This is a genomic window from Azospirillum sp. UENF 111221 (assembly GCF_058780625.1).
This window is the reverse complement of sequence record NZ_JBSNCH010000005.1, coordinates 2,232,656-2,253,818: the sequence shown is the minus strand read 5'-3', so window position 1 is coordinate 2,253,818 and position 21,163 is coordinate 2,232,656. Positions and strand designations below refer to the sequence as shown.

16 protein-coding genes, 1 tRNA gene and 1 pseudogene are annotated in these 21,163 nt (G+C 67.8%); 8 read left to right on the top strand and 10 right to left on the bottom strand.

Features of this window, described 5'->3' with window-relative positions; translation table 11 throughout:
- The first annotated feature begins 43 nt into the window (after positions 1 to 43).
- The gene (gene map, locus ACWPN3_RS25345; RefSeq protein ID WP_109449657.1) at positions 44 to 853 is read left to right on the top strand and encodes a type I methionyl aminopeptidase; all 810 of its coding nucleotides are present in this window, start codon (positions 44 to 46) and stop codon (positions 851 to 853) included.
- A 173-nt stretch (positions 854 to 1,026) separates the two neighbouring features.
- Here the strand turns inward: map and ACWPN3_RS25340 are convergent.
- The 6 genes from ACWPN3_RS25340 to ACWPN3_RS25315 form a co-directional block, all read right to left on the bottom strand.
- Positions 1,027 to 1,101: transfer RNA gene (locus ACWPN3_RS25340), tRNA-Thr, on the bottom strand.
- Between the two features lie 103 nt (positions 1,102 to 1,204).
- Positions 1,205 to 3,133, bottom strand: a complete 1,929-nt coding sequence (gene recQ / locus ACWPN3_RS25335; RefSeq protein WP_492239924.1) for a DNA helicase RecQ — start codon at positions 3,131 to 3,133, stop codon at positions 1,205 to 1,207.
- 410 nt (positions 3,134 to 3,543) lie between these two features.
- Positions 3,544 to 3,987 (bottom strand): (deoxy)nucleoside triphosphate pyrophosphohydrolase, encoded by a 444-nt coding sequence (locus tag ACWPN3_RS25330; protein ID WP_161958144.1) that lies wholly within the window; start codon positions 3,985 to 3,987, stop codon positions 3,544 to 3,546.
- The gene (locus tag ACWPN3_RS25325) at positions 3,984 to 4,568 is read right to left on the bottom strand and encodes a GNAT family N-acetyltransferase (protein ID WP_492239923.1); all 585 of its coding nucleotides are present in this window, start codon (positions 4,566 to 4,568) and stop codon (positions 3,984 to 3,986) included. Before ACWPN3_RS25325 ends, ACWPN3_RS25330 begins: the two co-directional genes overlap by 4 nt.
- Before the next feature lie 21 nt (positions 4,569 to 4,589).
- A complete protein-coding gene (gene argJ, locus ACWPN3_RS25320; protein WP_492261805.1) occupies positions 4,590 to 5,828 on the bottom strand; it encodes a bifunctional glutamate N-acetyltransferase/amino-acid acetyltransferase ArgJ in 1,239 nt (412 codons plus the stop codon).
- Between the two features lie 130 nt (positions 5,829 to 5,958).
- Positions 5,959 to 6,927 (bottom strand): peptidylprolyl isomerase, encoded by a 969-nt coding sequence (locus ACWPN3_RS25315; RefSeq protein ID WP_492261804.1) that lies wholly within the window; start codon positions 6,925 to 6,927, stop codon positions 5,959 to 5,961.
- Positions 6,928 to 7,366: 439 nt separating this feature from the next.
- Here ACWPN3_RS25315 and secA point away from each other — a divergent pair.
- The 3 genes and pseudogenes from secA (at position 7,367) to ACWPN3_RS25300 (ending at position 13,604) form a co-directional block, all read left to right on the top strand.
- Positions 7,367 to 10,130: pseudogene (gene secA, locus ACWPN3_RS25310) on the top strand (preprotein translocase subunit SecA).
- Between the two features lie 99 nt (positions 10,131 to 10,229).
- Positions 10,230 to 10,715 (top strand): large conductance mechanosensitive channel protein MscL, encoded by a 486-nt coding sequence (gene mscL, locus ACWPN3_RS25305; protein ID WP_492261803.1) that lies wholly within the window; start codon positions 10,230 to 10,232, stop codon positions 10,713 to 10,715.
- 129 nt (positions 10,716 to 10,844) lie between these two features.
- On the top strand, positions 10,845 to 13,604 hold the full coding sequence (locus ACWPN3_RS25300) for an EAL domain-containing protein (RefSeq protein WP_492239919.1): 2,760 nt from the start codon (positions 10,845 to 10,847) through the stop codon (positions 13,602 to 13,604).
- 30 nt (positions 13,605 to 13,634) lie between these two features.
- On the opposite strand, the gene ACWPN3_RS25295 is transcribed toward ACWPN3_RS25300, so the two are convergent.
- The 3 genes from ACWPN3_RS25295 to ACWPN3_RS25285 are packed head-to-tail and all read right to left on the bottom strand — an operon-like array spanning position 13,635 to position 14,819.
- Entirely contained in the window at positions 13,635 to 14,108 is a 474-nt protein-coding gene (locus ACWPN3_RS25295; RefSeq protein ID WP_109449669.1) for an SRPBCC family protein, read from the bottom strand.
- On the bottom strand, positions 14,105 to 14,443 hold the full coding sequence (locus ACWPN3_RS25290) for an ArsR/SmtB family transcription factor (RefSeq protein ID WP_109449671.1): 339 nt from the start codon (positions 14,441 to 14,443) through the stop codon (positions 14,105 to 14,107). Before ACWPN3_RS25290 ends, ACWPN3_RS25295 begins: the two co-directional genes overlap by 4 nt.
- Positions 14,444 to 14,495: 52 nt before the next feature.
- On the bottom strand, positions 14,496 to 14,819 hold the full coding sequence (locus tag ACWPN3_RS25285; RefSeq protein ID WP_109449673.1) for a DMT family transporter: 324 nt from the start codon (positions 14,817 to 14,819) through the stop codon (positions 14,496 to 14,498).
- Positions 14,820 to 15,035: 216 nt separating this feature from the next.
- Between ACWPN3_RS25285 and ACWPN3_RS25280 the strand changes: the two genes are divergently transcribed.
- The 3 genes from ACWPN3_RS25280 to ACWPN3_RS25270 all read left to right on the top strand — a co-directional run bounded on the left by ACWPN3_RS25280 (position 15,036) and on the right by ACWPN3_RS25270 (position 19,372).
- Positions 15,036 to 16,604, top strand: coding sequence for a lysine--tRNA ligase (locus ACWPN3_RS25280; RefSeq protein ID WP_492239918.1), 1,569 nt, complete (start codon positions 15,036 to 15,038; stop codon positions 16,602 to 16,604).
- 488 nt (positions 16,605 to 17,092) lie between these two features.
- Entirely contained in the window at positions 17,093 to 18,001 is a 909-nt protein-coding gene (locus ACWPN3_RS25275) for a hypothetical protein (protein ID WP_492239917.1), read from the top strand.
- 147 nt (positions 18,002 to 18,148) lie between these two features.
- A complete protein-coding gene (locus tag ACWPN3_RS25270) occupies positions 18,149 to 19,372 on the top strand; it encodes a DUF2336 domain-containing protein (RefSeq protein WP_492239916.1) in 1,224 nt (407 codons plus the stop codon).
- Between the two features lie 30 nt (positions 19,373 to 19,402).
- On the opposite strand, the gene ACWPN3_RS25265 is transcribed toward ACWPN3_RS25270, so the two are convergent.
- Positions 19,403 to 19,888, bottom strand: coding sequence for a hypothetical protein (locus ACWPN3_RS25265; protein ID WP_492239915.1), 486 nt, complete (start codon positions 19,886 to 19,888; stop codon positions 19,403 to 19,405).
- A gap of 270 nt (positions 19,889 to 20,158) precedes the next feature.
- Here ACWPN3_RS25265 and mdh point away from each other — a divergent pair, with 270 nt between their 5' ends.
- Complete coding sequence (gene mdh, locus ACWPN3_RS25260) at positions 20,159 to 21,127, top strand: malate dehydrogenase (protein WP_042699729.1); 969 nt, start codon at positions 20,159 to 20,161, stop codon at positions 21,125 to 21,127.
- The last annotated feature ends 36 nt before the right edge of the window (positions 21,128 to 21,163 follow it).

The window sequence follows — 21,163 nt, the reverse complement described above, 5'->3', positions numbered from 1 at the left end:
TTCGGCATCCGGCTTTTGGTTACCTGGCATAGGGGCTTTCGTCTTGGAACAGGATCACGTCGAATCCAACCGCGTCCGCCTTCATGGTCCGGAGGGATTCGAAGGCATGCGCAAGGCCGGCCGTCTGGCCGCGCTGGCACTGGACTATATCGTCCCCTATGTGCAGCCGGGCGTCACCACCGGCGAGCTGGACCGCCTGCTGGAGCAGTTCATCCGCGACCATGGCGGCATCCCCGCCCCGCTGGGCTATCGCGGCTTTCCGCGGGCCAACTGCATCTCGGTCAACCACGTCGTCTGCCACGGCATTCCCGGCGACAAGCGTCTGGTCGACGGCGATATCCTGAACATCGACGTCACGCCGATCGTCGACGGCTGGTACGGCGACAGCAGCCGCATGTATCTGTGCGGCGACGTCGGCGTGAAGGCGCGCAAGCTGGTCGACGTCACCTATGACGCGCTGATGATCGGCATCGCCGCGGTGAAGCCGGGCGCCACGCTGGGCGACATCGGCCACGCCATCCAGACCTTCGCGGAGTCCCACCGCTTCTCGGTGGTGCGCGACTTCTGCGGCCACGGCGTCGGCCGCGTCTTCCACGAGCCGCCGTCGGTCCTGCATTACGGCAAGCCGGGCGAAGGGCTGGTCCTGCGGGAAGGCATGATCTTCACCATCGAGCCGATGATCAACACCGGCCGCCCCGACGTGAAGATCCTGGGCGACGGCTGGACGGCCGTGACCAAGGACAAGTCGCTGTCCGCCCAGTTCGAGCATTCCATCGGCGTGACGGCGGACGGTGCGGAGATCTTCACCCTATCGCCGGCCGGTTACACGAGGCCGCCTTACCCGGTGGAGTAAAGCTGACGGTCATTGACGGGTCGAGGGGCGGGCGCCGTGTCGGGGGATGCGGCGCCCGAGTTGTTTATGGCAACCGCCAAGCACTCGACTGACCAGCGCCATAACGGAAAGCCGCGCAACACCCCGGAAACGAACAAGGGCCCGGCAATTGCTTGCCGAGCCCTTGAAGAAACTGGTGCCGCAACAGGGATTTGAACCCCGGACCTACTGATTACGAATCAGTTGCTCTACCCCTGAGCTACTGCGGCGTCGTTGTGGCGCGGAACATAGCGAGGTGCTTCGTGGGATGCAAGCGGTGAATTTCGGAAAAATCGGCCGCCCGTCCTCAAACCTGCCATGCGCCCGAAAGCCTTACCCGTGCTGCCGGATCACCTCCAGGAAGGCGTCGGCGTAGCGTTCCAGCTTGCGGCCGCCGACCCCCGGCAGATGGGCGAAGGTGGCGTGGTCGCGGGGGCGCTGGGCCACCATCTCCAACAGCGTGCTGTCGTGGAAGATCACATAGGGCGGCACGCTCTGGGCCTTCGCCAGCGCGGTGCGGCAGTCCTTCAGCGCATGCCATAGCGCGTCGTCGGCCGCCGACAGCGCTCCGCGGGCGCCGGAGCGCGACACCCCCTCCCCGCTCGAGCCGCCGCCGACCGACCCGCCCCGCGCGGTGTGGCGGCGCAGAGCGTCGTGGACGCCGCGGCGGCGTTCCAGCACCGGGTCCTTGCGCAGCTTCACCACCCGCTGCCCCTTGATGACAGCCACCCCGGCATCGGTCAGGCGGAAGCCGCCATAGCCCTCCAGATCGACGGTCAGCAGCCCGGTGGCGACAAGCTGGCGGTAGACCGACTGCCATTCGACCTTGGTCATGTCCTTGCCGACGGCGAAGGTCTTCAACTGGTCATGGTTCTGCTGCACCACCTTCTCGGTGGCGTTGCCGACCAGCACGTCGATCAAATGGCCGGCGCCATAGCGCTGCCCGGTGCGGTAGACCGCCGACAGCGCCTTCTGCGCGGCGATGGTGCCGTCCCAGGTCTCGACCGGGTCCAGGCAAGTGTCGCAGTTGCCGCAGGGCTCCGGCAGCGTCTCGTTGAAATAGTTCAGCAGCACCTGACGGCGGCAGTCCGACGTCTCGCAGAAGCCGAGCAGGGCCTCCAGCTTGCCGCGCTCGACCCGGCGGTGGCTGTCGCCCGCCTCGGACTGCTCCAGCATCTGGCGCAGCATCACCACGTCGGCCATGCCGTAGGCCATCCAGGCGTTGGCGGGCAGCCCGTCGCGGCCGGCGCGGCCGGTTTCCTGATAATAGGCTTCCAGGCTCTTTGGCGGGTCGAGGTGGCAGACGAAGCGGACGTTCGGCTTGTCGATGCCCATGCCGAAGGCGACGGTGGCCACCATCACCAGACCCTCGCTCTTGATGAAGCGGTCCTGGTTGGCCTCGCGCGTCTCGGCGGGCAGCCCGGCATGGTAGGGCAGAGCCTCGCGGCCCTGTTGGTTCAGCCAGGCCGCGACCTCCTCCACCTTGTTGCGCGACATGCAATAGACGATGCCGGCGTCTTCCGGATGGTTGTCGCGCAGGAAGGCCAGCATCTGCTGGCGCTCGCTCTTCTTCGGCACCACGCGGTAGGTGATGTTGGGCCGGTCGAAGCTGGACAGGAAGACGCGGGCGTCGGTCAGCCCCAGCTTGTCCTTGATCTCGGCGCGGGTCTGCACGTCGGCGGTGGCGGTCAGCGCGATGCGCGGCACCGTCGGGTGGCGTTCGTGCAGGATCGACAGCTGCAGATATTCGGGCCGGAAGTCATGCCCCCACTGCGACACGCAATGCGCCTCGTCCAGCGCGAACAACGCCAGCCGGGTGCGGTCGAGCAGGTCGAGGAAGCGCGGCGTCACCAGCCGTTCGGGTGCCACATAGACGAGGTCGATCTCGCCCTGCACCATCGCCCGCTCCACCTCCCGCGCCTCGGCCGGACCGAGGGAGGAGTTGAGGAAGGCCGCGCGCACGCCGAGTTCCCGCAGCGCCGTCACTTGGTCGCGCATCAGGGCGATCAGCGGCGACACCACGACCGTCACCCCGTCGCGCACCAGCGCCGGGATCTGATAGCACAGCGACTTGCCGCCGCCGGTCGGCATCAGCACCAGCGCGTCGCCGCCGCGCACCACATGGTCGATGATGTCGGCCTGCTGGCCACGGAAGGAGTCGTAACCGAACACCGTCCGCAGCGCGTCGAGCGCCGTGGCCGGCGGTTGACCGGGCGCATCGTCCGACGCACCCAGATTGCCGTAGGAAAACAACGAATCCACGCCGATGCGGTTCAGGAAAGTGGTGCCGGAGATCCGGCTTGTCGTCTCAACGCCCCATCATGTCGCACAGATCGCCCCCAGGGCAAAGCCGCAAAGGGACGCGGCCGGGAACAAAGGTCGGACCTTCACCGGCACCACCACACATTGGTGTGAAAGTTTGGCGCCTGCTCATCGCCCGCGTGTAAACTGAAAACGGCGGATGGGTGGTCCATCCGCCGTTTCAGAAGGAGGAAGGTGGCATGAAGAAGATGCCGTTCTTCCTGGTGCTCCAGTGGCGGAGATGGCGGACCGAAATCCGCCTGATCCGGCGCTAAGCACTGGAAGCGTGCCGGCGGGTGCAGCAACACGCGCCGGCCACCTCCGAAAAATATACAGCCGCGCCACCCGTTTTTCAACGCGCGGTATCGTCGTTACAGCAGATCCCGCAGCATCGCCACCAGCGGCACATCGGCCGGCGGCATCGGGTAATCGCCCATCCGGTTCGGATAGACCCAGGCGAGCGTCTGCCCTTCCCGCGGCATCACGTCGCCCTCCCACACCCGGCAGACATAGAGCGGCATCAGCAGATGGAAGCGCTCGTAGCTGTGCGACGCGAAGGTGAAGGGGGCGAGGCAGCTGGCCGCCGTGTCGATGCCCAGTTCCTCCTTAAGCTCGCGCACCAGCGCCGCTTCCGGCGTCTCCCCGGCATCGACCTTGCCGCCGGGGAATTCCCACAGGCCGGCCAGCGACTTGCCGGGCGGACGCTGGGCCAGCAGCACGCGCCCGTCGGCATCGACGAGCGCCACCGCGACGACCAGCAGAACCGGCAGCGAACCGGGTGCGGGGGTGGAGCTGGGATCGAAACAGGCGGTCATGCGGAACCTTCTCGGCGGGCCGGCCACTCGGCGGCGGTGATTTCGAAACAGGGCGCCGACATGCTTCGCCCGCGGGCGGGAAAGTCTTGCCGGCGTTCGCCCCGCCGCCGCAAACCGGCTTTGCGGAGCAAGGCCTGGGACGGCAGGTTGTCGGGATCGGTGGCGGCCCAGATCCGCGACAGGCCGAGCGGACCGAAACCGATCCCCAGCATCACGGTCACCATCTCCAGCCCATAGCCGGCGCGATGGTGCGGCGTGCCGACCCAGTAGCCGATCTCGGCACCATCAGGCCGGTCAAGGTCCGGCTGCAACCCGACGCTGCCGACAGGCACGCCGTCGGAGACCCGCACCGCCAGAAAGGCGAGAGCGGTGAGATCGGCATGGGCCCGCGCCGCCAGCTCCACCCAGTCATGCCCGTCGGCAACCGAGTAGGGATGCGGGACCCGTGCGAGCCAGCGCGCAACCTCCCAGTCGCCGATCAGCGGCACGAAATCCGGCACATCCTCATGCCGGAAGGCGCGGAGCAGCAGCCGCGGCGTCGCCACGCTGCCGGGCCAGGGCTCCGCTCCGCCGCCTGTCAAACCATCGGCTCCGTCAGAGCGTCAGCTGCGATAGCTGCCGTTGATGTCGATGTAGCCGTGGGTCAGGTCGCAGGTCCACACCTTCGCCGTGCCCTTGCCGAGGCCGAGGTCGATGTCGATGTCGACCTCCTTGCCCTTCATGTGGGCGGTGACCGGCGTCTCGTCGTAACCCGGGACTTCCATCCCCTCGGCGCAGATCAGGGTGCCGCCGACGGTGATCCTGATCAGGTCGCGGTCGGCGCGCTCGCCGGCGCGGCCGATGGCGGCGACGATGCGGCCCCAGTTGGCATCCTCGCCGGCGATGGCGGTCTTGACCAGCGGCGAGTTCGCCACCGTCATGCCGATCCGCTTGGCGGCGGCGTCGCTGTCGGCGCCGCGCACGGTGATGGCGATGAACTTGGTCGCGCCTTCGCCGTCACGCACCACCTGCAGGGCCAGATCGAGCAGCAGATCCTCCAGCGCGGCGCGGAATTCCGCCAGCTCGGCGGCATCGGCGCTCGCCACCGGGGCGTTGCCGGCCTTGCCCGTCGCGAACAGCAGCAGCGTGTCGCTGGTCGAGGTGTCGCCATCGACGGTGACGGCGTTGAAGGTGCGCTCGGTGAACTCCGACAGCATGTCCTGCAACGCGGTGGCGGCGATGGCGGCGTCGGTGAAGACGAAGCCCAGCATCGTCGCCATGTCCGGCGCGATCATGCCGGAGCCCTTGGCGAAGCCGGCGATGGTCACCGTCGTCCCGCCGATGGTCGCGGTGCGCACCGACCCTTTCGGGAAGGTGTCGGTGGTCATGATGGCGCGGGCGGCCTTCTCCCAGGCGGCCGAATTGGCGGCAAGGCTCGGGGCCATCGGGGCCAGGCACTTGCCGATGGCGTCGGCGGCCAGCGGGATGCCGATCACGCCGGTCGACGCGATATAGACCTCGTCCGGGGCGCAGCCGGCCAGCTCGGCGGCGGCGTTGACCGTCGCCTGCACGGTGGCGTCGCCCGCCTTGCCGGTGAAGGCGTTGGCGTTGCCGGCATTCACCACCACGGCGCGCGCCGACCCCTTGGGCAGGCTGTCGCGGCACCAGATCACCGGGGCCGAGCAGGTCAACGACCGGGTCAGCACGCCCGCCACGCTGGTGCCGGGATCCAGCACGGCCAGCAGCAGATCGTCGCGGCCCTTGTATCGGATGCCGCTGTTCGCCGTGGCGATGCGCACGCCCGCGATGGGCGGCAACGTCGGGAAGCTGGCGGGAGCCAAGGGGGAGAGGGTCGTGGCCATGACGGAAATTCCCGTGGTGGGGAGTGGTGGTGGCGTGGTGGAACGATGAAAACGGCAAGGCGTCAGGCCCCCGCCGCCCTTTTCTCCGTCTATGTCGGGAAAAGGACGACGGGGGTCTGAATGCCGATGCTTACTTCTTCGCCGGTTCCGCCGGAGCGGCAGGCGCCGGGGCCGGGGTGGCCGGAGCGGCGGCCGGCTCTTCCTTCGGCATCGGCGAGCCGTCGAGCTGGAAGGTCTCGATCTTCGCCTTGCCGCGCAGTTCCTCGACGAGCGCGGTGACCATGTCCTTCGACAGGGTCTGCTCCAGCTGCGGCTTCACCTCGTCGAGCGTCGGCTGCGGCTGGGTCCGCTTGTCCTCGACCTTGATGATGTGATAGCCGAACTGGGTCTTGACCGGCTCCTTGCTGATCTCGCCCGGCTTCATGGCGAAGGCGGCGTTGGCGAAGGGCTCGACCATCGCGTCCTTGGTGAAGTAGCCGAGGTCGCCGCCCTGGGCCGCCGCGGCGGCGTCCTTGGACTTCTCCTTGGCCAGCTTGGCGAAATCGCCGCCCTTCTTCAGCTGGGCGATGATGGCCTTGGCCTCGTCTTCCTTCTCGACCAGGATGTGGGCGGCCTTGACCTCCTCCTGCGCCGGGTTCTCCTTCAGGTAGTCCTGATAGGCCTTGTTCAGCGCCTCGGGCGTCACGCGGGCCTTGATTTCCTTCTGGATGTAGGCGCGCTGCACCGCGCGCTCCTCGGCGCGCTTGATCTCGTCCTTCACCTCGGCCGAATCGGCCAGACCCGCCTTGTAGCCGGCCGAGGAGACCAGCTTGCCGCTGACCAGCTGGTCGATCACCGCCGGATAGATCATCTCGATCGGCATCTGCTGCACCTGCGGCGGCAGCTGCGAGACCATGCGGGTGACGTCCGACTTGTGCAGCTCCTCGCCGTTGACGCGGGCGACCACCGGATCGGCCGGAGCCGGAGCCGGAGCAGCGGCGGCCGGGGCCGGAGCGGCCGGCGCCGGGGTGGCGGGAGCCGGCGTCTGGGCGTGGGCGGCCAGCGCGATGCCACAGGCGGCAACCGACAGGAGCGCGGTGCGGAACACTCGTTGAACCATGGCGTGTCTGTTTCCTTCCGGCGGATGCTTCACAAATGGGCGGCCGATGGGCCGGCGCCCGTTTCGCATGGTCTGCGGCATCGGAGCCATCCGCCGCTCCGCGCCCGATTCCGCAGGGGATTAAGCATGGCTAAGCCGCGCGGGGCAAGGGTCCCCATTGTCCCGCGGCGCGGCCACCGCCCATTAGCTGTGTTCCGCCGCAGGGGATACCAGCCCCCGCCGCCGCCGGCCAACCGCCGCGGCGCTTTCTGGACGCGAATTCATCAAACGGTCATGCCGGGCGGTCATGCCGGGCGGCCCCGCCGCCCCGCCTTGCCGTCTGCGCAAATGCCGCAACGGAGCCCCCGCCGGCCCGGTCTCGTTGACAGCGCCTTGCCATAGTCCTATGTGAGACCCGTCGATAGGCTGGCCCACATTCCGCTTTACTCCCGAGGTTTTCATGTTCGGCGCTCTCGCCCGCAAGATTTTCGGCACCGCCAACACGCGCGCGGTCAAGGCGCTGCACAAGACCGTCGCTCAGATCAACGCGCTGGAGCCGTCGGTCGCCGTGCTGTCGGACGACCAGCTGAAGGGTCGCACCGACTGGCTGCGCGACCGGCTGGCCAAGGGCGAGACGCTGGACGACATCCTGCCGGATGCCTTCGCCACCGTGCGCGAAGCCGCCAAGCGCGTGCTGGGCCAACGCCATTTCGACGTGCAGCTGATGGGCGGCATGGTGCTGCACAGCGGCAAGATCGCCGAGATGCGCACCGGCGAAGGCAAGACGCTGGTCGCCACGCTGGCCGTCTACCTGAACGCGCTGGAAGGCAAGGGCGTCCACGTCGTCACCGTGAACGACTACCTCGCCTCGCGCGACAGCGGCTGGATGGCGCGGGTCTACGGCTTCCTCGGCCTGTCGACCGGCTGCATCGTCCATGGGCTGGACGACGACGAGCGGCGCGCCGCCTACGCCGCCGACATCACCTACGGCACGAACAACGAGTTCGGCTTCGACTATCTGCGCGACAACATGAAGTTCCGGCTGGAGGAACTGGTCCAGCGGCCCTTCAACTTCGCCATCGTCGATGAGGTCGAACTCGATCCTGATCGACGAGGCGCGCACGCCGCTGATCATCTCCGGCCCCTCGACCGATTCGTCCGAGATGTATGTCCAGGTCGACCGGCTGATCCCGATGCTGGTGGCCGAGGACTACGAGAAGGACGAGAAGCACCGCACCGTCAGCTTCACCGAAGCCGGCCAGGAGCATATGGAGCAGTTGCTGGCCGAGGCCGGTCTGCTGAAGACCGGCGGGCTCTACGACATCCAGAACGTGGCGCTGGTCCACCATTCGCAGCAGGCGCTGCGCGCCCACATGCTGTTCCAGCGCGACAAGGACTACATCGTCAAGGATGACAAGGTCGTCATCATCGACGAGTTCACCGGCCGCATGATGGACGGCCGCCGCTTCTCCGAAGGCCTGCACCAGGCGCTGGAAGCCAAGGAGAAGGTGACGATCCAGCGCGAGAACCAGACGCTGGCCTCCATCACCTTCCAGAACTACTTCCGCATCTACCCGAAGCTGGCCGGCATGACCGGCACCGCGCTGACCGAGGCGGCGGAGTTCGGCGAGATCTACGGGCTGGAAGTGGTCGACATGCCGACCAACGTCCCGGTCAAGCGCATCGACCATGACGACGAGGTCTATCGCACCGCGACCGAGAAGTACCACGCGATGACCGACCTGATCGAGGACGCGCGCAAGCGCGGCCAGCCGGTCCTGGTCGGCACCACCTCGATCGAGAAGTCGGAACTGCTGTCGGAGCTGCTGAACAAGCGCGGCATCCCGCACAACGTCCTGAACGCCCGCCACCACGAGCAGGAAGCCTACATCGTGGCGCAAGCCGGCCGCGCCGGCGCGGTGACGGTCGCCACCAACATGGCCGGCCGCGGCACCGACATCCAGCTCGGCGGCAATCTCCAGATGCGGATCGAGGTCGAGCTGGCCGACGTTCCGGAAGGCCCCGAGCGCGACGCCCGCATCGCTCAGATCGAGGCCGAGATCGCGGAAGCGCGCGAGAAGGTCAAGCAGGCCGGCGGCCTTTACGTCATCGGCACCGAGCGTCACGAGAGCCGCCGCATCGACAACCAGCTGCGCGGCCGTTCCGGCCGTCAGGGCGACCCCGGCACCTCGAAGTTCTTCCTGTCGCTGGAAGACGACCTGATGCGCATCTTCGGGTCGGAGCGGATGGACAGCATGCTCCAGCGTCTCGGCCTGAAGGAGGGCGAGGCGATCATCCATCCCTGGATCAACAAGGCCCTGGAAAAGGCGCAGCAGAAGGTCGAGGCGCACCATTTCGAGGTCCGCAAGAACCTGCTGAAGTTCGACAACGTCATGAACGACCAGCGCAAGGTCGTCTACGAGCAGCGCCACGAGGTAATGGAGAGCGAGGACATCGCGGAGGAAATCCGCGAGATGCGCCACCAGATCATCGCCAACATGGTGTCGACGGCGATCCCGGCGAACAGCTATTCCGAGCAGTGGGACATCGACGGCCTGCACGAGGCGGTCAACCGCGTGCTGGGCATGGACCTGCCGGTCCAGGAGTGGGCCAAGGAAGAGGGCATCGCCGAGCCGGAGATCGAGGAGCGCGTGCGCGAGGCCGCCGACCGCAAATATGCGGACAAGGAGGAGGCCTACGGCGCCGAGACGATGCGGCATGTCGAGAAGAGCATACTGCTCCAGATCCTGGACCAGGAATGGAAGGACCACCTGCTCCAGCTCGACCATCTGCGCCAGGGCATCAACCTGCGCGCCTATGCCCAGAAGGATCCGTTGAACGAGTACAAGCGCGAGGCCTTCGAGCTGTTCGACAGCATGCTGATGGCGCTGCGCGAGCAGGTCACCACCATCCTGATGCATGTCGAAATCCGCATGGCGCCGTCGCAGGAGGAGCTGTTCGCCCGCCAGATGCAGGAGATGCACGAGGGCCGCATGGACCCGGCGCTGGCGATGGCCGCCATGGGGGCCGGCGCCATGGGCACCGGTGATGGCGAAGCCCTGCCGGACGGCATGGTCCGCGCCTCCTCGCCCGCTTCCTCGCTGATCGGCACGCCGGAGGACCAGCCGCTGCCGGCGGACGTGATGGAGAATACCCCGCGCAACGCCGCCTGCCCCTGCGGCTCCGGCAAGAAGTTCAAGCACTGCCACGGCCGCATGGCCTGAGGGCTGTTCGGCGGGGGGCCTGCGGGCTCCCCCACCCTTCATGAAACCATCCTTGCCCCACCCCGTTTCCCTTGCGTGACCACGGAGAAACGGGACGCCATGTTCGAAGAGTTCAAGAAATTCATCAGCCGCGGCAATGTCGTGGAGCTGGCGGTCGGCATCATCATCGGTGCCGCCTTTACGGGGATCGTCAATTCCCTGGTCAAGGATATCCTGATGCCGCCCATCGGCTGGGTCATGGGCGGCATCGACTTCTCCAACTATTTCTTCAGCCTGTCCGGCGGCCGGTTCAATTCGCTCCAGGCTGCCGAACAGGCGGGTGCGGCCACCGTCAACTATGGCCGCTTCATCAACGCCTGCATCAATTTCCTGATCGTGTCGGGCGCCCTGTTCCTGATCGTCCGGCAGGTCAACCGGCTGCACATCCTGCACAAGGAAACGCTTAAGACCCCGCCGCGGCAGGAACAGCTGCTGGAGGAAATCCGCGACGCCCTGCGCGCCCAGGCGAACGACCGGGCGAACGACCGGGCCGGCACTCAGCCCACCCCCCGGCCCGCCGCCCCGCCCGCCGACCGCTCTCCCTGACCTCCTGCCGGGCGCGTCCGCCGGCTGCCATCGCTGCGGGAGCTTGTCACAAGCGCGCGAGAACCCTTCGTTGCCGCAGCTTGTCGAACGGGTTACCCTCTTGGATAAGCTGGCGATGGCGGTGAGGAGATGGCCTCACACGCCTGCGCTGTCCATGACCTCGGCAAGGGCCATGTCCATGTCCGCCATGCGCTGTCCATCGACTGTTCCGCCCGGGGCGCCTCCATGAGGCCCAAGGGGAGGCCCATGGCGATCCGCGGCGCGCGGACCGCGGTCTTGCGGCTGCTGGCGATCCTCCTGCTGTCGCTTCTGGCCGGCGACCCGGCGGCGGCGATCAACACGCCGGTGCCGGCCCCGCTTCCGGAAGCCGGCCCCCGCCCGGCCGAGATCCGGGTGACGCTGGACAACAATTACCCGCCCTACAGCTTCCACACGCCGGACGGCACCCATGTCGGCATCGTGAGGGACATGTGGATGCTGTGGTCGCAGAAGACCGGCATCCCGGTGCGGATGATGCCGCTCGACTGGGGGCTCGCCCGGCAGGCGATGGACAAGGGCGACGCCGACGTCATTGAGACCATCTTCCGCAACAGCGCCCGCGAGGCGATCTACGACTTCTCCAAGCCCTATGCCCGCGTCGACGTGCCGATCTGGTTCAGCGCCGACCTCAGCGGCATCACCGGGGTGGAGTCGCTGCGCGCCTTCACGGTCGGGGTGAAGGACAGCGATTTCTGCATCGAATGGCTGACCGACCAGGGCATCACCGCCTTCCAGCGCTATCCCGGTTTCGAGGCAATGGTCGATGCCGCCTCGCGCCAGGAAACCCGCGTCTTCTGCATGGACGACCCCTCGGCCCGCTATTACATGACCAAGCGCGGGGTGCAGGGTCGCTTCCGCTACACCGAGCCGCTCTACACCGGCGAACTGCACTGGGCGGTGCGCAAGGGCAACGCCGCCCTGTTCCGCCTGATCGCCGACGGTTTCGCCCGCATCGCCCCGGAGGAGCGCAAGGCGGTGGAGGAGCGCTGGCTCGGCCGCCCCCTCACCGGCATGGTCAGCCCGCAGACGATGGACCTGCTGGTCAAGCTGCTGGCCGGGGTGGCCGTCCTGGGCGCCGGGGCTCTGGTCTGGGTCCTGCTGCTGCGCCGGCAGGTCGAAAGCAAGACCGAGAGCCTGCGCACCGCGGTCACCGCCCTGACCGCCAGCGAGGAGCGCGTCCGCACCATCTTCGACAGCGTCACCGACGCCATCTTCATCCACGATCTGGACGGCGGCTCCATCCTGGAGGTCAACCGCCGGATGCGGGAGATGTACCGGGTGGAGGGCGTCCCGCTGTCCGACCTCACCGTCGAGAAGCTCAGCTCCGGCGTGCCGCCCTACACGCGGGGCGACGCCGCCGCCCGGATCCACAAGGCGGCGGACGGCGAACCGCAGCTGTTCGAATGGCATGCCCGCCGGCTGGACGGGTCGCTGTTCTGGGCGGAGGTCAGCATGCGGCGCGCCGTGATCGACGGCAACGACCGCCGGCTGCTGGTCCTGGTCCGCGACATCACCGAGCGCAAGGCGGCGCAGGAACGGATGGAGTATCTGTCGCGCCACGACGCGCTGACCCTGCTGCCCAACCGCATCCTGGTGCAGGACCGCACCGAGCAGGCCCTGGCCCGATCCGAGCGCAATGGCCGGCTGGTGGCGCTGGTCGCCTGCGGGCTGGACCGCTTCAAGACCGTGAACGACAGCCTGGGCCACGCCGTCGGCGACGCGCTGCTGCGCGCGGTGGCGGACCGGCTGAAGGCGGCGGTGCGCGAGACCGACACGGTCAGCCGCGGCGGCGGCGACGAGTTCATCCTGCTGCTGTCCGGCAAGCCCGACATCGACACGGTGGTGGAAACCGTCGCCTCCCTGCACGAGGCGATGGCCGCCCCCTTCCAGGTCGGCGGGCAGGAACTGATCCTCACCCTGTCGTCGGGCGTGGCCATGGCCCCGGCCGACGGGAAGGATTTCGCCACCTTGCTGAAGAACGCCGACACCGCGCTCCACCACGCCAAGGCGGCCGGCCGCGACACCCACCGCTTCTATGCCGAGGCGATGAACGCCGAGGCGGTGGCGCATCTGTCCACCCGCAGCGGCCTGCGCCGCGCGCTGGAGCGGGGGGAGTTCCTGATCCATTACCAGCCGCAGGTCAGCCTGGAGACCGGCGCCGTGACCGGTGCCGAGGCGCTGGTGCGCTGGAACCACCCGGACAAGGGCATGGTCCCGCCCGGCGATTTCATCCCGATCGCCGAGGACAGCGGCCTGATCGTGCCGATCGGCGCCTGGGTGCTGACCGAGGCCTGCCGGCAGGCGGCGCAGTGGCATACCCAGGGGTTGCCGCTGTCGGTGGCGGTCAATTTGTCGGCCTTGCAGCTTCAGCGCGGCGACCTCGTGGCCACGGTGACGCGGGCGCTGACCGACAGCGGGCTCGACCCGCTTCTGCTGGAGCTGGAGCTGACCGAATCGATGCTGATCCAGAACACCGACCTGGTGATGGACAATCTGCGCCGGATCAAGGCGATGGGGGTGCAGGTGTCGATCGACGATTTCGGCACCGGCTATTCCAACCTGTCCTACATCGGCCGTCTGGCGGTGGACAAGCTGAAGATCGACCGCGGTTTCGTCGCCGACCTCACCCGCAACCACGACAGCGCCAAGATCACCGCCGCCGTCATCCAGATGGCCCACAGCCTGAACCTGACCGCCGTGGCGGAGGGCGTGGAGGACGCCGAGACGCTGGAGGCCCTGCGTGGCCTGAACTGCGACTTCGCCCAGGGCTATTTCCTCGGCCGCCCCGGCCCCGCCGAGGCGGTGGAGCGCGCCGCCCGGCAGGTGAACCCGTTCAAGGTCGGGGTTTAGGCAGGGTCGGGGTGTAGGCAGCCCCTGTTTCTACAGGCCCTTCACCAGGGCGACGAGCTGGTCGAGTGCCGCGCCCCAGCCGTGATGGAAGCCCATCTCCTCATGCTGTGTCTTTGCCACCTCGTCCTTGTGGAAGGCGACGGCGGTGTAGAGCGTGCCGGCGGCCGACGGCTCGATGGTCACGGACGCGGTCATGAAACCGCCGCCGGTGGGGCGGAAGCCCGGCCCCAGCGCATCGGTGAAGACCAGCCGCCGCTCGGGCTCCACGGCCAGGAAGCAGCCGGTGCTGTCGTTCCTCTCGCCGTTCGGCCCTTCCATCACCGTGCGGAACTTGCCGCCGGGCCGCAGGTCGATCTCGCAGGCGGTGGTGCGCCAGGGCGCCGGCGTGAACCACTTCATCAGCAGCTCCGGCTCGGTCCAGGCCCGCCAGACCAGACGCGGCGGCACCGCGACCTCGCGCTTCAGTTCAAGGTCGAGCTGCGGATTGAAATCCATAGCGGTCATGGTGTCCCGTCCTCCCGTTCGTTCAGGTCCAGCACGAGGCTGTCCAGCTGGTCGAGCCGTTTGGTCCAGAGGCTCCGCTGGGCGTCCAGCCAGCGTTCCGCAGCCGTCAGCGCCTCCGGCTTCAGCGTGCAGGTGCGCACCCGGCCGACCTTCCGCGTTTCGACGAGTCCGCTCTCCTCCAGCATCTTCAAGTGCTGGAGAAAGCTCGGCAAAGCCATGTCGAAGGGTTTCGCGAGGTCGCCCACCGTCGCCGGGCCACGCCCGAGCGCCTGGACGACCGCCCGGCGCGTGGGGTCCGCCAGCGCACGGAAGGTCAGGTCGAGTGCCGCATCCATGACGGCACCCTACCGGCGAAAAATACTTAGGTCAATGCCTAACTATCTCTGTTCACGCCGGCCCGCTCGCCATGTGCAGGCTGATCACCCCGGCGACGATCAGGAGGATGCCGACCACCTTCATCACCGTCAGCGATTCGCCGAACACGAAGACGCCGATGGCGGCAATGGCGGCAGTACCGGTCGCCGACCAGATCGCATAGGCGATGCCGACCTCCATGCTGCGCAGCGCCTTGGCCAGCAGCAGGAAAGCGATGCCATAGCACACCACCACGACCGCCGCCGGGCCGAGCCGCGTCATCCCGTCCGACATCTTCATCGCCGACGTGCCGACGACCTCGAACAGGATCGCCACAACCAGATAGAGCCAGCTCATCGCGCCAAAACCCCGCCAACTCCCGCAAGGCCGATTCCGCGGGGGGCGCAGGATGGACCGGGCGAAAGGGTGCCGCAAGACCCACCAAAGACGTCCCCCGCCGGGACATCCGTGCCAGCCGGGCCGGACGCCCAAGGTTGACGCCACGCCCGGCCGGCCCTAGGGTCTTTGCCCTCATTCCCAACTTTATCTTTGTGGTTTCGAAAGGGTCCGACGATGACCGGCGAACGGGATCTGGCGTTGCAGGCGAAGGCATGGCCGTTCGAGGAGGCGCGCAAACTGGTCGCACGCTTCGCGAAAGCTCCGCCCGCCAAAGGCTATGTCCTGTTCGAGACCGGCTATGGTCCGTCGGGCCTGCCGCATCTCGGCACCTTCGGCGAGGTGGCGCGCACCAGCATGGTGCGCCACGCCTTCCAGACCATGAGCGACATTCCGACCAAGCTGTTCTGCTTCTCGGACGACATGGACGGGCTGCGCAAGGTGCCCGACAACATCCCCAACAAGGAGATGGTGGCGGCCAATATCGGCAAGCCGCTGACCCAGGTGCCCGATCCCTTCGGCACGCATGACAGCTTCGGCGCCCACAACAACGCCCGGCTGCGCGCCTTCCTCGACAGCTTCGGCTTCGAGTACGAGTTCCAGTCCTCCACCGACTGGTACAAGTCGGGCCGCTTCGACGAGGCGCTGCTGGGCATCCTGCGCCATTACGACGAGGTGATGGCGGTGATGCTGCCCACCCTGGGTGCGGAGCGTCAGGCCACCTACAGCCCCTTCCTGCCGGTCTCCCCCTCGACCGGCCGGGTGCTCCAGGTGCCGATGCTGGAGCGCAACACCGATGCCGGCACCATCGTCTTCGAGGACGAGGACGGCAGGAAGGTGGAACTGCCGGTCACCGGCGGCCATGTGAAGCTGCAATGGAAGCCCGACTGGGGCATGCGCTGGTTCGGCCTCGGCGTCGATTACGAGATGTACGGCAAGGACCTGATCCCGTCGGCCGATCTCGCCGGCAAGATCTGCAAAATCCTCGGCGGCACCCCGCCGGAAGGCTTCAATTACGAGCTGTTCCTCGACGACAAGGGCCAGAAGATTTCCAAGTCGAAGGGCAACGGCCTGACGATGGAGGAATGGCTGGCCTACGCGCCGCAGGAAAGCCTCGCCCTCTACATGTTCCAGAAGCCGAAGTCGGCCAAGCGCCTCTATTTCGACGTCATCCCGCGTGCCGTCGACGAGTATCTGACCTTCGTCGACAGGGTCCATGGCGAGGAGCCGGCGAAGAAGCTGGAGAACCCGGCCTGGCACATCCACAACGGCAAGCCGCCGGCGGTGCGCTCCGACGTGTCGTTCAACCTGCTGCTCAATCTGGCCGGTGCGGCGAATGCCGAGACCAAGGACGCCATGTGGGGCTTCATCCGCCGCTACGCGCCCGACGCCACGCCGGAGAACAGCCCGTTCCTCGACAGCATGGTCGGCTATGCCGTGCGCTACTACCAGGATCAGGTCAAGCCGACCAAGCAGTTCCGCGCGCCGACCGACGCAGAGCGCGCGGCCCTGCAGGATCTGCTGGTCAAGCTCGACAGCGTGCCGGCCGACGCCCGCGCCGACGTCATCCAGAACGAGGTGTTCGAGGTCGGCAAGGCCCACGGCTTCACCGAGCTGCGCGCCTGGTTCCAGGCGCTGTACGAGGTGCTGCTGGGCCAGACCACCGGCCCGCGCATGGGCTCCTTCATCCAGCTTTACGGCATCGAGGAAACCAAGGCACTGATCCGCGAGAAGCTGGCGGCCTGACGCTGCGGTCCGCATCGGATGGGGAAAGGGGGTGTCGCGAGACGCCCCCTTTTCGTTTGCGAACATTCACAGGCGCGATGATTTTCAAATTTGACCGTTCGCCCAACCCGCAAGCGGCAAATTGCCCATGAAACGGGCAGAAAACTGCCTCCCCGCATAGGGGCTGGGCAAACCAAACTCTATTCCATACCGCGCTATGCGGATGTCGCACCGCACCAATACGAAAACCGTGGTACCGCTAACACGGCTGTGGGCTTAAACTCCGCCTCGTTACTGCATTTTGCAGTGCGTTTCCTCCCTAGACTAAAGGCCGCGCCCATTTGGGACGCGGCCCTTTTTTGCCCGCAGCATCCCTTCCCTTCCCAGTCCCGTCCCCCCTGTGACGGCCGTCACAGCCAGGATAGATAAAATACCGGATAAATTGTTCCGGTAACCGCTACCGGCCCACTCGCCGGCCGGCTGGGATGCACCGGGAGGGAGGGCGTGGGATGACCGCCGATCAGCCGCCGTTCGAACGCCACCACCGCACGGCACAGGCTCTGGTCAGCACCTTTCAGGAGGCGCTGGAGCCGCAATTCACCGCCAAGGGCGTCCTGTCGCGCGAGGAGTTCACCCGCGCCATGGGGTTGATGATGGCGCATTGGCCGTCGGTGCTGCCGCTGTTCGCCTCGATCTGCCAATCCTGCACGGCGTCGAGTTGCGGCGGCTGCGGCGGCGGTTCCGGAACCATGGGGGAGGAGCCTCCGCAGATCGGGGCCGGCGGTCGCCGCCGCGACTTCGTCACCCGCCTGATGGTTTCGGCCCTGCGCAACCGGCTGCCCGACAGCATGGATCCGATCACCGGCGCCAGCTTTCCACAGGTGATCCTTCCCGGCCTGCAATCGACCCTGACCGCCCTGTTCTACGAGAAGGAATGGGAAGCGATGAACGCCAGCGTCATCGCCCTGTTCAACCGGCTGGGGACCGACCGCGATGCCGAGGTCTGGCAGCGGCTGGCGCATGAGGAAACGCTGGCGGTGCTGGCCGACACGCCCTTCATCCGGGTGATGCTGCGCTTCCGGCAGTTCCACCAGCAGCGCCAGACCTTCATGCGGCGGATGACCGACCAGCTGCGCGAGCGCCATTTCGTCTTCGCCGAGGAGCATTTCCAGACATTGTTTGACGCGCTGTTCGGCCGGCTGCGCGACGGGCTGCGCACGGAACTGGGCCGCGCCCGCACCGACATCCAGTATGGCGAGGGCACGGCGGAGACGCTGCTGCGCATCTTCGATCAGTTCGACAAGCATCGGCAGGAGCAATCCGTGCCGGTCCGCGTGCTGGGCGGCCGGCAGATGCCGCGCCCGATGCTGGCGCAGCGCAGCATGCTGGGCAGCACCCCGGCGGCCAAGCGGCGCTGAGGTCCGCTGCAATTCCGGAGAGATATCACAGGGAGCACGGCCGCCGAATTAGGGGGCCGTTAACCAGGGGGGCGTTTCGATGGTCCGCATGATCCCACCGTTGCCGCTCCGCTCCGGCCGCGGCCCAACCACAAGGCTTCAGGTCCGGTGACAGCCCGGCGCTCCCCCTCCCGCCCCTCCGCCCATCTCCCGCCGGAGACGGAGTGCGGCGTCGCGCCCGAGCTGATGGACTATCTGTTCGCCGAGTCGCCGGAACCGGTGCCGGAATCGCCCCCCGCAGACGCCCCCCAACCCGGACGCGGCGTCGCCCGTCAGGTCGGCGACGTCCTGGTCGAATCGCGGCTGGCCGGCATGGGCGATGCCGACGTGCGCTCCACCCTGGCCCGCAAGCTTTGCCGGCTGCTGCCCGACCTGCCGCCGGGCGGGGCCGACACCGTCAGCACCGTCGCCACCCGCGCGCTGGAACAGCTGGCCCGCGACCACATCGTCCGCGTGCGCGAGGCGCTGGCGACGGCGATCAAGGACATCGCCTGCGCCCCGCCCTCGGTGGTGGCGACGCTGGCGCGCGATGTCGAACGCTCGGTGGCGGAGCCGGTGCTGCGCTGCTGCGCGGCGCTGGGCGACGAGGATCTGCTGGACATCGTCGCCGCGGCGCCGGCCGGCTGGGCGCTGTCGGCCATCGCCCGGCGCCACAGCATCGGCGCCGCCCTGTCCGACGCCATCGCCGGCAGCGGCCATGCCGAGGCGACCGGCATCCTCCTCGACAACAGCGGTGCGGTGATCGCCGAACCCACTCTGGAAGCGCTGGTGGAGCAGTCGGCCCACCATCCCGACTGGCGGGAAAAGCTGGCCCGCCGCCCGGCCCTGCCCCGCCGGCTGGCGCTGCGGCTGGCCGATTTCGTCGATCTGGCGGTGGTCGAGGCGTTGCGCCGCCGCGGCGATCTCGACGACGCCACGGTGGCGGAGATTGCCGCGACCACCCGCCGCCGCATCGACTGGGCCGAGGCGCCCGACTCGGCAGAACCGCCGGAACGCCGCGCCGTCCGCCTGCACCGGCAGGGGAAGCTCGACGAAACGGCGCTCAGCGACGCGATGTCGTGGAACGAGACCGGCTTCGTGCGGACGGCACTGACCTTGCGCGCCCGCGTGGCGCCGGAGGTGGTGGATCTGATCCTCGACGCCCACGACCCGCAGGCGGTCACCGCGCTGGTCTGGCGCGCCGGCCTGTCGATGCGCTGCGCCATGCAGATCCAGGCGCGGGCAGCCGGCATCCACCCGCGGGCGATGCTGAACGCCCGGCAGGGCAGCGGCTTCCCGCTGTCCCCCGCCGAGATGGCCCGCCACCTGGAACGCTACGGCGTCGGGCCGTAAGGGGGGCGAGGCGCCCCCCGGAGACCGTCCTTACTGCACGCCGCCGCGCGGCATCGGCTGGCGCGGGGTGGCGCGGCCGGTGTGCGGGATCGGGGCGTCGGGCGACGGCTCCTTGTAATAGGGGCCGCGGTCGGTCGGGCCTTCCATCGCCTCGGCCGGGGTGACGATCTGCTCGCCGGTGCCGGCGTCGAAGGCGATCAGCGCCTGCTGGCGCACCTTCAGGCAGGCGTCGCGCTTGGCGGCCGTCTCCGCCGACTGCGCCCCGTCCAGCGTCACCAGCGGCAGCACCCAGCTGGAGCGCTGGTTGTCGGGGATCGAGGTGTAGACATAGTTGGTCAGCGGCCGGCAATAGGCGGCGCTGGCCTCCGCAGCCGGATCGGTGATCGGGGCGGCGGCCATGGCGGCGGTATAATCGCCGACCGTCTGGGCCTGGGCGGCACCGGCCCCCAGGACACCGGCGGCAAGCGCCAGCGACATGGTCAGACCGGGAATGAAACGGGCCACGAGCTTGGCCATCTGCGCTCTCCTTCGACCATCTGCGAACAAGGTAAGGACCGGACGCGAACCATACGTATAAAGCCGAACGCTCCGGCGTTTGGAAAGGATCATCGGGGGTGCGACGCAACGCTGCAATGCCCCGCTTGCGGTCATGCTTGCCCTCCGCGACAAAACGCGCTACCTACGCTTCCGAAATCTCGGGGCGCTGGATCCCTAAGACGTTAGAATGACCAACGGTTCTAGTCTCCCGCTGAATGGGGGACGCTCAAACGTTTTAGGGAACGCTCCATGGCTCGCAAGAAGATTGCGCTCGTCGGTGCCGGCCAGATTGGCGGCACGCTGGCTCTGCTCGCCGCTCAGAAGGAACTGGGCGACGTCGTCCTGTTCGACATCGCCGAAGGCATGCCGGCCGGCAAGGCGCTGGATCTGGCCGAAACCTCCCCGGTCGAGGGCTTCAACGCCAGCCTGACCGGCGGCAACGACTACTCGGTCATCGAGGGTGCCGACGTCGTGATCGTCACCGCCGGCATCCCGCGCAAGCCGGGCATGAGCCGCGACGACCTGATCGGCATCAACAGCGGCGTCTGCAAGACCGTCGGCGAGGCCATCGGCAAGTACGCCCCGAACGCCTTCGTCATCGTCATCACCAACCCGCTCGACGTGATGGTGTGGGTGCTGCAGCAGGCGTCCGGCCTGCCGCCGGAGCGCGTGGTCGGCATGGCCGGCGTGCTCGACTCGGCCCGCTTCCGCTACTTCCTGGCCGAAGAGTTCAACGTCTCGGTCGAGGACGTCACCGCCTTCGTGCTGGGCGGCCACGGCGACACCATGGTCCCGCTGGTGCGCTACTCCACCGTCGCCGGCATCCCGCTGCCCGATCTGGTCAAGATGGGCTGGACCACGCAGGAGAAGCTGGACGCCATCGTTCAGCGCACCCGTGACGGCGGCGCCGAGATCGTCAAGCTGCTGAAGACCGGCTCGGCCTTCTACGCCCCGGCCGCGTCCGCCATCCAGATGGCCGAGTCCTACCTCAAGGACCAGAAGCGCGTTCTGCCGGTCGCCGCCCACCTGAGCGGCCAGTACGGCCAGGACGACCTCTACGTCGGCGTCCCGACGATCATCGGCGCCGGCGGCGTCGAGAAGATCATCGAGATCGAGCTGAACGACGAAGAGAAGGCGATGTTCCAGAACTCCGTCGACGCGGTGAAGACGCTGGTCGACGTCGTCAAGAAGCTGGACGCCGAGAAGGCCGCTTCCTAAAGAACGGATCGCGCGGTCTCCGGCGTCCACCCGGCC